Consider the following 11,229-nt stretch of genomic DNA (forward strand, 5'->3'; position numbering starts at 1 on the left):
CGATAGCGCCAGGCGCGGTATGACCGCGCAAGAATTACTGAGTCTATTTACTGGAGATACCGGACATGCCCGTGCATGAAATCCGCCATCCGCTGATCCGCCACAAGCTCGGCATCATGCGTCGTGCCGATCTGAGCACCAAGAGCTTCCGCGAGCTGTCGCAGGAAGTGGCGGCCTTGCTGACCTATGAAGCGTCCAAAGACCTGCCGCTCGCGCCGGCCCAGGTCGAAGGCTGGTGCGGCACCGTCGACGTCGAGAAAATCGCCGGCAAGAAAGTCACCGTGGTGCCCATTCTGCGGGCCGGCATCGGCATGCTCGACGGCGTGCTGAGCCTGATCCCGGGCGCCAAGGTGAGCGTGGTGGGCCTGGCCCGCAACGAGGAAACCCTCGAAGCCCAGACCTACCTCGAGCGTCTGGTCGGCGAGCTCGATCAGCGCCTGGCGCTCATCGTCGATCCGATGCTGGCCACCGGCGGCTCGCTCGTCGCGACCATCGACATGCTCAAGCGCGCCGGCGCCCGCGAAATCCGCGCGCTCACGCTCGTGGCCGCGCCCGAAGGCGTGAAGGCCGTGCTCGACCGTCACCCCGACGTGCACATCTACACCGCCTCGATCGACCAGGGCCTGAACGAGCATGGCTACATCATGCCGGGCCTGGGCGACGCCGGCGACCGCATCTTCGGCACCAAGCAAAAAGTCGAATAAGCGGCGCTCGCGCATCGGCGCGCCGTCCCGGCGACGGCCATGATCGCAGCCCCCAAACCCTCCCGCTCGCGCGGGAGGGTTTTTTATTGGGCAGGACAAACGCGTCTCGCTGTCAGCCGGCAGGCGCGGGCGCCTACGCCGGCGCTACGTCCGGCAGGCCTTCGGCGTAGCTGCCGAACCAGCGCAGCTTGCCGGCCAGCCCGGCGACCTCGCCGACCACCAGCAGGGCAGGGGAGCGCACCGCGTGAGCGGTGGCCACCGCGGCCAGGTCCGCGAGGCGGCCCGCCACGACGCGTTGCTCGGGACGGCTGCCGTTCTCGATGAGCGCGAACGGCGTGTCGGGCGCGCGGCCATGCGCGATCAGGCGGCTGGATAGCGTGTCGAGCTGACCCACGCCCATATAGAAAGCGAGGGTCTGTGCGGGACGAGCGAGGCCGTCCCAGTCGAGCGAGTCTTCGTCGGCGCGGCAGTGCGCCGTGATCAGGCGCACCGACTGCGCGTGGTCGCGATGGGTGAGCGGGATGCCCGCGTGGGCCGCACAGGCCAGCGCTGCGGTGATGCCCGGCACGACCTCGAACGGCACGTCGTGTTCGCGCAGATATTCGAGCTCTTCGCCGCCCCGGCCGAAGATGAAGGCGTCGCCCCCCTTGAGCCGCACGACGCGGCGGCCGGCGCGCGCGCGTTCGACCATCAGCCGGTGGATGCGCGACTGGGTGGCGTGGTGATCCTCGCCCAACTGCTTGCCCACCGTGATGCGTTCGGCATCGCGGCGCGACAGCGACAGGACGGCTTCGCTCACCAGCCGGTCATGCAGAATCACGTCGGCCTCGTTCAGCGCGCGCAGCGCCTTGAGCGTGAGCAGGCCGGGGTCGCCCGGGCCGGCGCCGACCAGCACGACGCTGCCCTGGCGCGCTTCCTGCGGCTGTTCGAGCGCCTCGTGCAGCAGCTGTTCGGCCTGCGCGGGTTGCTGCTGGCGCAGCGCCTGGGCCACGGGGCCGTCGAGCAGCCAGTCGTAGAAGCGCCGGCGCTGTCCCAGATCCGGGCGCTGGCGTCGAATGCGGGCGCGGTGGCGTTCGGCCAATGCGGCCAGCGGGCCGAGGGTGTGATCGAACAGGGATTCGAGGCGCTCCCGCAGACGCCGGGCCAGTACCGGCGCCACGCCGGACGACGAGATCGCCACGATGAGCGGCGAGCGGTCGACGATGGACGGCACCTGGAACGTGGAGAGGGCGGCATCGTCCACGACGTTGCAGAACAGCCGGCGCGCGACCGCGTCGTCGTGCACCTGCTGGTTCACGGCCCGATCATCGGTGGCCGCGACCACCAGCCAGACCTGTTCGAGCCAGTGGCTCTCGTAAGTGCCGGCGAGGTGGGTGATGCGACCGTCGGCCGCGAGCCGGGCCAGATCGGGATCGAGGGCGGGCGCGCCCACCACCACGTCGGCCTGGGCTTCGAGCAGAGCGGCCGCCTTGCGGGCCGCGACTTCGCCACCGCCCACCACCAGCACGCGGCGCTGGGCGAGGTCGGTGAAAATCGGGAAGAGCTTCATTGAATGGGCGCCAACGCGGGCTGCGCCCGCAAAATATCCACCGATCATAGGGAGCGCGCTTCATCCCCACAACTTTTGATTGATTGAATTGATATGTGAAAAAGTTATTTGGCCGGTCGCACTTCCCGGGGCGTCGGCATGATGGTCGGCCGTGCCGCGGGTCCGGTGTTCCCCCCGGGCAGCGGGCCGCGGCGCCTTGCCAGACCTGGATACAAGCGCGGTCACCGGCCCGGTGTAGTATCGATCCATCGTCCGGCTTTTGCCGGCCTCAGATCGTGGAGTGCCCCGTGCGAGCAAGCAGTGTGTTTTTTCCCATGGCCGCCCTGGCTCTGGCTGGCGGCCTCGCCAGCGCGCCGGCGCTGGCCGCGGGCGTGTGCGACGCCAAATTCATGCACGATGGCGGTCAGGTCGTCCTGACCGGTTCGGGCAACATCAATATGGGCGCCGACCTCGGCTTCGCCGAAGTCAGCAAGAGCGGCGACGGCTGCCGGGCGCGCGTGCGTGGCGTGGCGAGCTTCGCCTACGCCGGCCTGCCGCCGGGCAAGTCGCGCCTCGACTACCTCATGACCGTGAAAAACGGCCAGGCCACGTTCGTGCGCTACGACCAGGCCGGCGAGGCACCGCGCAACGACGGCCAGTTCGACCTGCGCATGCTGGGCCTCTTCGCCTACGACAAGGTCACCGGCGAAGGCCAGCGCCTGCCGGGCGCCGCGTATCGCCTGAACATTGGCAAGGAAGCGCCCGTGGGCGGTCAGCCCAGCACCACCGTGCGCATCGGCGAAAAGACCGTGGGTGCGCGGCGCGAGATCGACACCGCGCTGGGCAAGCGCTCGTGCTGGCCGATCACCTACACGCGCAACAGCGACCCGACGATGGCCACCTTCAAGGGCATCACCTTGCCCATCCCCGGCCTGAACACGACGGTCACCGATTGGTACTGCCCGTCGGAGAATCTGGTGATGCGCCAGGACATCGATCAGGGCGGCATCAAGTCGGCCGTCGAGATCACGCAAATGAAGTGAACGGATCGTAGTAACCGGTAGCACCAGGCGCTTGCCGCGCCAGGTGCGACTGGTATTATCAATTGTCATCGACACATCATGAAAGGAGCGCACATGAACGCGAGAAGATCCGAAGACGTAGCCAAGGACAAACTGATTGACAGTGTCAAGACCAGCCTGAACGACGCCGAGACCCTGCTGCGCGAAGCCGCATCGGCCTCCGGCGAGAAGGCTTCCGAGCTGCGCGAACGCGCCCAGCTCACGCTCAAGCGCACCCGTGAGGCGCTGTACGACGCCCAGGACGCCATGCTCGAGCGCGGCCGTCGCGCCGCCCGCGCCACGGACGACTATGTCCACGACAATCCCTGGCAGGCCATTAGCATCGCAGGCGTGACCGGCCTGCTGATCGGCCTGTTGATCAGCCGACGCTAAGGCAAGATGCGAACGGCCGCGTGACGCTTGTCCACGCGGCCGTTCGCATTTTCAAGCCTATGAGTTTGCGCAGATCGGTATTCGGCGTGGCCGCCAGCCTGGTCGGGCTATTGCGGACACGTCTCGAGCTGCTGGCCCTCGAAGCCAGCGGCGAAAAGGCACGCCTCGTCAAGGTGCTCGGCATGGCGTTCGCCGCCTTGCTGTTCCTGACCCTGGCCGTGCTGGTATTCACCATCACGATCGCGGTGGCCTTCTGGCCCACCGAGGATCGCTATCTCGCCCTCGGGTGCCTTGCCGGCATCTATGGCTTGATCGGTCTGGTGCTGTTGCTGGTCGTACGACGCACGCTCGTCGACGGACCGGTGCCGTTCGCGGCCACGCTCGAAGAACTGGGCCGCGATGCCGAGTTGCTCGATCGGGTGCGCGATGCCCAGGACGAACTCGAGGAGCGCGAGGCCCGTGAAGAACGTAGAGCGGCGCACGAACGCGCCCGGAGGCGCTGACCATGGCCCGTCATTCCGCTGATGTCGACCGCCAGGTGCGCATCGAATTGCTGCGCGCCCGCGCCGCGATCGAACGCGAGGCGCTGGCGCACAGCATCGCCGAGGCCGGGCAATCGCTCGAACCCTCGGCCCTGCTGCGCGGACTGTGGCCCAGGCTGTCGCGAGGCAACACCTCGCAGCTGCTCTGGCAGGGCTTCAATCTGGTGCGCCGCTACCCCATGGTCACCTCCAGCCTGTCGGCCTTCATCATGGGGGGCGGCAAGCGCGCCGGCCTCCTGAAGGTGGCCGGCGGCATGCTGGCCGGCTGGAAGATCTTCCAGACCTGGCGCGCCTCGCAGCGCCCGGGCCCCGGCCCGCGCTGACCCGCGCTCTTGCGCCCGCAGTACCCGAAGCCCCCGGTTCGCCCGGGGGTTTTTTTCGCCGCGTCGAGGGCCAGAAGCGTCGCGGGTGCCGTGGGCAATTCGGAACCCTCCGCATGGAACTCCGTCCGCCTTTAGCGCCGAGGAAGGCCCTGCCAGTGCGCTAACCCGTCAAACTTCCCCGTTCACGTTGGATTTCCATACCCGATACGGGTATATTTCCGGGAGGCCGAGATGGCGCGTGTTTTCAAACGCAGGGAGTTCGCGCGCTGGCACGCGCGCGAAAGGCTGCCGGATCACGCCCGGCGCGCGCTGCAATTCGCGGGGCAGGTGTATCTGGGCCACGAGGTCGCAGCGCTGGATGCTGCGTTGGAAACCGGCGTTTTATTGGAGATCCGCTGTGAGCAAGATCATTGAGTCCCTGCGAGCGGATATGCGCGAGCTGTATGCCGCTGGCGCGATCGACAAGGTGACTATGCGAAATTTCGACGCGCTCTCGCCGCCGCCGGTGCGCGAACTGACGGCCGAGGAGATCAGGCACCTGCGCGAAAAAGTGAAGCTGAGCCAGCCCGTGTTCGCGCTCATGTTGCACACCACGGCTTCCACGGTGCGCAAATGGGAGCAAGGTGAGACGAGGCCAGCCGGACCGGCGCTGAAGCTGCTTAATTTGGTTGCGGACAAAGGCCTTCAGGCGCTTTGTTGAGGCGGTTGGTCCGCGGCGGCCTCGCCGAACGGCGCAACGGACTGGTCTCGTCGTCGCCCGCAGTACCCGAAGCCCCCGGTTCGCCCGGGGGCTTCGTCATGGGGCCTTACAGACCCAGATCGCCCCACATCGCGTCGACGCGGCTGCGTACGGCGGGGTCCATCTTGATCGGGGTGCCCCATTCGCGGTCGGTTTCGCCCGGCCACTTGTTGGTGGCGTCCATGCCCATCTTGCCGCCCAGGCCCGAGACCGGCGAGGCGAAGTCGAGGTAGTCGATCGGCGTGCGCTCGACGAGCACCGTGTCGCGCACGGGGTCCATGCGCGTGGTCATGGCCCACACCACTTCGGTCCAGTCGCGCGGGTTGATGTCTTCATCGACCACCACGATGAACTTCGTGTACATGAACTGCCGCAGCACGCTCCACAGACCGAACATCACCCGCTTGGCGTGGCCCGCGTACTGTTTGCGGATCGAGACGACCGCCAGACGGTAGCTGCAGCCTTCGGGGGGCAGGTAGAAGTCGACGATTTCCGGCAGCTGACGGCGCAGCAGCGGCACGAACACCTCGTTGAGCGCGACGCCGAGCACGGCGGGCTCATCGGGCGGTTTGCCGGTGTAGGTGGTGTGATAGATCGGGTCGCGGCGCATGGTGATGCGCTCGACCGTGAACACGGGGAACCAGTCCTGCTCGTTGTAGTAGCCGGTGTGGTCGCCATACGGGCCTTCGAGTGCCATCTCGTAGCCGGTGTCGGGCGCGGCGGGCGCGCCTTCCGGGGCCTGCGGCGGGAGCGCGCGCGGGTCGGAGGAGGGCAGCAGGTAGCCCTCGAGCACGATCTCGGCCGTCGCGGGCACCGACAGCGTGCTGCCCAGCGCCTGCGTCACCTCGGTGCGCGAGCCGCGCAGGAGACCGGCGAACTGGTACTCGGACAGCGAATCGGGTACCGGGGTGACCGCGCCGAGCGTGGTGGCCGGGTCGGCGCCCAGGGCCACGGCGATCGGGAACGGCGTGCCCGGATTCGCCAGGGCGTGATCACGGAAATCCAGCGCGCCGCCGCGATGCGACAGCCAGCGCATGATCAGCTTGTTGCGGCCGATGACCTGCTGGCGATAGATGCCGAGGTTTTGCCGCTTGGCATTCGGGCCGCGGGTGATCACCAGACCCCAGGTCAGGAGCGGCGCCACGTCGCCCGGCCAGCAGCTCTGGATCGGCAAGCGCGACAGGTCCACGTCGTCGCCCTCCCAGACCACTTCCTGGCAGGGCGCGCCGCGCACCGCTTTCGGGCTCATGTCCCAAAGCGCGGCCTTGAGCATCTTCACTTTGCCCAGCGCGTCGCGAAAGCCCTTCGGGGGCTCGGGCTCGCGCAGCGAGGCGAGCAGTTCGCCCACATCGCGCAGCGCGCCCACGTCCTCGGCGCCCATGCCCCAGGCCACGCGGCGGGGCGTGCCGAACAGATTGGCGAGGACCGGCATGTCGGCGCGGGCCCCCTGATGCTGGGCATTTTCGAACAGCAGGGCGGGGCCGGCCGCGCGCAGAACGCGGTCGGAAATCTCGGTCATTTCGAGCTCGGTGGACACCGGCGCCTTGATGCGCTTGAGCTCGCCCTGGTTTTCGAGTTGGGTCAGAAAATCTCGGAGGTCGCGGTACTTCACTACAGATCCCGGCAATTTGGTTACATATCTGGGGTAGAACAAAGGTTAACATTGCCCGCTCCCATTCCCCACGCAGGAGGTCCTATGCCCGATGCGTCAGTGGCCGGCGTCTTTCGTCAGCTGGCCCAAGGAGTGCACCACCATCTCGCTGAAGCACTGCGGCTTTGCTCTGTTTATCTTGGCATCGCGGTTATCGTCACGGTGAGCATGGGCTTCGCCCTGCCCGGTCTGCGCGACCAGGCATTGCAGGTGCACAAAGCCTTGTTGACCGCCCTCGCGCCTACATCCATGCAGCCCGCTCCCGATACCGATCCGGGGCTGGAGTCCGGTGCCGATAATGCATCGGCCGTCGTCATGGCCGTTCCGAATACGCCCAGCAATGCGACCGGTTTCCTGGGTCCGCTGCGCAGCGAGAACCCGCCCCATGTCCGCAAAGCCTCCGCCGCTGTCACGAACAACGGCCAGGTGGATGCGCTGCGCAACTATATCTCGCGCAAGTACAAGGTGGCCTATGACGCCACCGGCACGCTGGTCAATGCCGTCTACAAGGTCGGCCGCGAAAAGCAGCTCGACCCCTTGCTGCTGCTCGCCGTGATCGCGATCGAATCGCGCTACAACCCGTTCGCCGAGAGCCCGGTGGGCGCGCAGGGTCTGATGCAGGTCATGACGCGCGTGCACCAGGACAAGTTCGACGCCTATGTGGCGGCGGGCAAAGGCAAGGGCAATCCGCTCGATCCCATCGCCAACATCCATGTCGGCGCGACGATCCTGAAGGATTGCATCGACCGGCGCGGGTCGGTCAACGGCGGTCTGGCCTGTTATGTGGGCGCCACCGGTCCGGACGACGGCGGCTACGGCGCCAAGGTCCAGGCCGAGCGCCGCCGCCTGGCGCTCGCCTCCGGCATCGCGCTGGCGCGCGACTGAGCGTCAGCGCCTCTGGGTGGCCGCTTGGCCGCCGACCCGACGGGCCACTTCGGTGGCCCGTTGTCATGTCTGCCGTCATGATCCGGCCCCGACCGCTATCATCTCGCCATGATTCCTGTCGCCTTTCCTTCCGCCAGCTTCTATCTGATGCTGGTCCTCTCGTTCGTCGCCGGTCTCGTGCTGGTGGGGTGGTGGTGCGTTCTCGCGCTGAGCCGGCGCGCCCGCGGCGCCTTCGGACGACATCCGATGCTCTGGGGCCTCTGCATGGCGGTGCTCGCCGCGCTCGCCGCGTTCGATGTCTGGCTCTATCTCGGCTATCGGGAGATCGAGCGCGATATCGCGCAGCGGCAGGCGGCCAAGCGCTTCGTGCTCGGCGAGGCCATGACCTTGGGCGGCATCCGCCTGCCGGCCGGGACACGCCTGGAGCTCGATCAGGCCGATCAACCCGCCACCTTCGTCCGTGCCGAGTTGCCCGAAGCCGCCGTGATCGCGGGCGTGACCACGACCTCGATTCAGCGGCAAGTGCGACGCGACTACGACGACGCGTATGAGGTGCGCCGCGTGCGCGCCGAAGAGGTCACGCTGGTCGGGCCCGGCGACCAGGTCGCCGATGGCTGGCGCTGCGACGCCACCGCCGGGATCCAGTTTCATGCAGGCGCCGACGAGGCGCCGGCCGCGCTGTACCAGTGCACGCTGGCCGGCGGCAACCTGCTCGACGGCCGCGAACTGCCCGCCGCCGCGCGGCTGTTGGCGACCGGTGGCACGGTTTACATCGGTGGATATCGGGCCGATGACCGTTGGCGGGTGGACCTGTCGACGGGTCGCGCGATCGAACTGCGCGGACTCTTGATCGACGGCCCGTCGATCTATCTGGATGCCGGCCGCCAGCTCGTGCGCGTCGAATCGGGCGAGTTGGTCTGCCCGCTCGATCTGGGCGGCATTGCCTACCCGGCCGGCACCCGCGTGCGCAGCGCCGGCCGCGACGGCAGCGATACCCAGGCCTGGGTCTTCAGCCCGCGCGAAGACGCACCGGCGCGCCGCGCGGGGCAGGGCGAGATCACGGTCGGGACCTCGGTCGTGCAACGTGCCGACGGCGAGGTCCTGGCATTGCGACGCAACGACGAGGTCGGCGTGATGGAATTCATGACGCTCGTGGTCGAGGGCGCGCCGCCGCCGCCCACGCGCTCCGTGTGTCCGGCCGGACAGCACTGAAACTCGCCATTAAGACAAAGCGCGGCCGGCGGCCGCGCTTGTCATCGATCGACGCGGCCCGGGCGTTGCCACGGGCCGCGCGGCATCACAGCAGCTTTTCGATGCGCGCCACGGCTTCCTGGAGGCGATCCAGGCCGGTCGCGTACGAGAAGCGCATCATGCGGTGGCCGTGGGCCGGGCCGAAGTCGGGGCCCGCGACGGCGGCCACGCCGGCTTCGTGCAGCAGGCGGTGCGAGAAGGCCACGCTGTCCATGCCGAGTGCGCCGATGTCGGCGTAAATGTAGAACGCGCCATCGGGCTTGACCGGCACGGGAATGCCCATGCGTTCGAACTCGGGCAGCAGGTAGTCGCGGCGCTGGCGGAAGGCGTCGCGGCGGTGCGCGAAGATCTTCAGTGCGTCGGGTTCGAAGCAGGCCACGGCGGCGTGCTGCGCCAGCGTGGGCGCGCAGATCTGCAGGCTGGCCGACATCTTCTCGATCGAGGCGATCATCGACTCCGGCACGATCATCCAGCCCAGGCGCCAGCCCGTCATGTGGAAGTACTTCGAGAAGCTGTTGATGACGATGATGTCGTCGTCCAGGCGCAGCGCCGAACGCGGCTGGCCTTCGTACGACAGGCCGAGATAGATCTCGTCCATGATCGTGAAGCCCTTGCGCTCGCGCACGGCGGCGAGCAGGTCCACCAGTTCGTCCTGCGCGATCGAGGTGCCGGTCGGGTTGCTGGGCGACGCCACCAGCACGCCCTGCGTGGCCGGGCCCCAGTGCTCGCGCACATCGGCGGCCGAGAGCTGGAAGCGCTTTTCGGCACTGCTGGGGATGAGACGCGGGCGGCCGCCGCTGGCCAGCACGAAGTTGCTGTTGGCCGGGTACGAGGGATCGGGCATCAGCACTTCGCCGCCCTGGTTCACCAGCGCGGCGCACGCCAGCGCCAGCGCGCCGGACGCGCCCGCGGTCACGATGACGCGCGCCGGATTGATCGGCGCACCGAACTCGTCTTCGTAGAATTGCGCGATGGCTTCGCGCAGCGGCGTGATGCCGGCGGGCGAGCTATAGCCGCTCATGCCGGCGCGCGCGGCGCGCTCGAGCGCTTCGATCACCTGGGGCGGCGCGGTAAAGTCGGGTTCTCCGATACCTAGGCTGATAATGTCGCGTCCCGTGGCGGCAAGCGCCTGGGCTTCTTTGAAGAGTTCGACGACCTGGAATGTCAAAAAATCGTTGGTACGTGATGCGAGGGCAGGCATGGTGATTCTCACAGCGAAAGAGGGATTGTAGTCATGCAGCCGTCCCGCCGTGCTTTTCTCATGGGCAAACGTCCACCGCGTTCGGTCTGGCTGACCTTTCTGGAGCGGCTGGAGGCCGTTGCGACCGGGCCCATCGAGCCGCTGGGCGAACAACGCGCGCGCCTGCTCGCGGCCGACAGCACGGATGCCCGCATCGCGCGCCGGCTGTGCGCGGAGTACGGCATCGCGCTGGCGCTCGCCGGCACGAGCGCGGCGCGCGCGGCGCTCGGCCCGTGTCTGGTGGTCGACCCCGCCCGGCTCGGCGCCATGCACGAATCCCAGGGGCGCTGGCGCGTGGCGCCCGGCGCCCGCGTCGGCGGACTGGCCGCCGCCGGTCTGGCGCAGTTTCAGAGCGAGATCCCCTCTCTGACCGTGGCCGCATGGCTGGCCCAGGCCGGAGGCTGGCCCACGGGCGGCACCGCCGCGAGCGGCCTGGTGTCGGCCACGGTGCTGCTGGCCGATGGCACGGTCGAAACCCTGGGCGCCTTCGGGGCGGCCGCGACACAGCCGTTGCGATCCGTGCGGGTGCAGCAGTTGGTGCCCGCACTGTTCGAACTGCTGCGCAGCGACGACGCGCAGGCCTGTCTGGCGCAAGCGGCGTGGGCGCCGCGCTTCCGTCTGGATGCGCTGGCCGGGCGGGATGGCGAGGTCAACCTGGCCCATCTCTTTCTGGGCCACGGGGGCGCCCTGGCCTGGATCGAAGAGCTCGAGTTCGTGGCCGGCACGCCGTCGCTGCCCGCCACGCCGGACGAAGCCGACCCCGCCCCGGCGCACCGGCTGGACGAGCGCGTGCGAGAGCGCTTCGATCCGGCCGCTTGCTTCGCGAGTGTGCCGGCGGCCTGAAAATAGGACGGACGCGGGGCAGGGAAGTCGGCGCGGGTCCGGTCTGCCGCACGCGGATATCGGGGCAGT

At 68.2% G+C, this 11,229-nt stretch carries 13 protein-coding genes; 10 read left to right on the forward strand and 3 right to left on the reverse strand.

All coding sequences use genetic code 11. The features are described 5' to 3' along the window. The first annotated feature begins 65 nt into the window (after nt 1–65). Nucleotides 66–704 (forward strand): uracil phosphoribosyltransferase, encoded by a 639-nt coding sequence (upp, locus tag CEK29_RS04575; RefSeq protein ID WP_094803491.1) that lies wholly within the window; start codon nt 66–68, stop codon nt 702–704. A 133-nt stretch (nt 705–837) separates the two neighbouring features. Here upp and cysG read toward each other — a convergent pair whose 3' ends face one another. Beyond that, nucleotides 838–2,253 carry a siroheme synthase CysG gene (cysG, locus tag CEK29_RS04580; protein ID WP_094857449.1) on the reverse strand — a complete coding sequence of 472 codons (1,416 nt, stop codon included), beginning with the start codon at nt 2,251–2,253 and terminating at the stop codon, nt 838–840. 314 nt (nt 2,254–2,567) lie between these two features. On the opposite strand from cysG, the gene CEK29_RS04585 reads away from it, so the two are divergent. The 6 genes from CEK29_RS04585 (at nt 2,568) to CEK29_RS04610 (ending at nt 5,251) form a co-directional block, all read left to right on the forward strand. Then, entirely contained in the window at nt 2,568–3,275 is a 708-nt protein-coding gene (locus tag CEK29_RS04585) for a hypothetical protein (protein WP_094803487.1), read from the forward strand. A 93-nt stretch (nt 3,276–3,368) separates the two neighbouring features. Beyond that, nucleotides 3,369–3,686 carry a DUF883 family protein gene (locus tag CEK29_RS04590; RefSeq protein WP_094803485.1) on the forward strand — a complete coding sequence of 106 codons (318 nt, stop codon included), beginning with the start codon at nt 3,369–3,371 and terminating at the stop codon, nt 3,684–3,686. 59 nt (nt 3,687–3,745) lie between these two features. After that, nucleotides 3,746–4,189, forward strand: coding sequence for a phage holin family protein (locus CEK29_RS04595; RefSeq protein ID WP_094803483.1), 444 nt, complete (start codon nt 3,746–3,748; stop codon nt 4,187–4,189). A gap of 2 nt (nt 4,190–4,191) precedes the next feature. Further along, nucleotides 4,192–4,551 carry a hypothetical protein gene (locus CEK29_RS04600; protein ID WP_094803481.1) on the forward strand — a complete coding sequence of 120 codons (360 nt, stop codon included), beginning with the start codon at nt 4,192–4,194 and terminating at the stop codon, nt 4,549–4,551. 231 nt (nt 4,552–4,782) lie between these two features. Beyond that, the gene (locus CEK29_RS04605) at nt 4,783–4,965 is read left to right on the forward strand and encodes a hypothetical protein (protein WP_094857450.1); all 183 of its coding nucleotides are present in this window, start codon (nt 4,783–4,785) and stop codon (nt 4,963–4,965) included. Beyond that, nucleotides 4,949–5,251: a helix-turn-helix domain-containing protein gene (locus tag CEK29_RS04610; RefSeq protein WP_094857451.1), complete on the forward strand. Its 303-nt coding sequence runs from the start codon at nt 4,949–4,951 to the stop codon at nt 5,249–5,251. Before CEK29_RS04605 ends, CEK29_RS04610 begins: the two co-directional genes overlap by 17 nt. Nucleotides 5,252–5,357: 106 nt before the next feature. Here the strand turns inward: CEK29_RS04610 and CEK29_RS04615 are convergent, their stop codons facing one another. Beyond that, nucleotides 5,358–6,902 carry a UbiD family decarboxylase gene (locus CEK29_RS04615; protein WP_094803477.1) on the reverse strand — a complete coding sequence of 515 codons (1,545 nt, stop codon included), beginning with the start codon at nt 6,900–6,902 and terminating at the stop codon, nt 5,358–5,360. Between the two features lie 84 nt (nt 6,903–6,986). Here CEK29_RS04615 and CEK29_RS04620 point away from each other — a divergent pair, with 84 nt between their 5' ends. Beyond that, nucleotides 6,987–7,826, forward strand: coding sequence for a lytic transglycosylase domain-containing protein (locus CEK29_RS04620; protein ID WP_094803475.1), 840 nt, complete (start codon nt 6,987–6,989; stop codon nt 7,824–7,826). A gap of 108 nt (nt 7,827–7,934) precedes the next feature. After that, complete coding sequence (locus tag CEK29_RS04625) at nt 7,935–9,038, forward strand: hypothetical protein (protein WP_094857452.1); 1,104 nt, start codon at nt 7,935–7,937, stop codon at nt 9,036–9,038. A gap of 85 nt (nt 9,039–9,123) precedes the next feature. Here the strand turns inward: CEK29_RS04625 and CEK29_RS04630 are convergent, their stop codons facing one another. Continuing rightward, a complete protein-coding gene (locus CEK29_RS04630; protein WP_094803463.1) occupies nt 9,124–10,278 on the reverse strand; it encodes a pyridoxal phosphate-dependent aminotransferase in 1,155 nt (384 codons plus the stop codon). Between the two features lie 60 nt (nt 10,279–10,338). Here CEK29_RS04630 and CEK29_RS04635 point away from each other — a divergent pair, with 60 nt between their 5' ends. Then, entirely contained in the window at nt 10,339–11,160 is an 822-nt protein-coding gene (locus CEK29_RS04635; RefSeq protein WP_255176071.1) for an FAD-dependent oxidoreductase, read from the forward strand. The last annotated feature ends 69 nt before the right edge of the window (nt 11,161–11,229 follow it).

Origin of the sequence: Bordetella genomosp. 5 (genome assembly GCF_002261475.1) — a bacterium.
In the GTDB taxonomy this organism is placed as follows: Bacteria; Pseudomonadota; Gammaproteobacteria; order Burkholderiales; family Burkholderiaceae_B; genus Bordetella.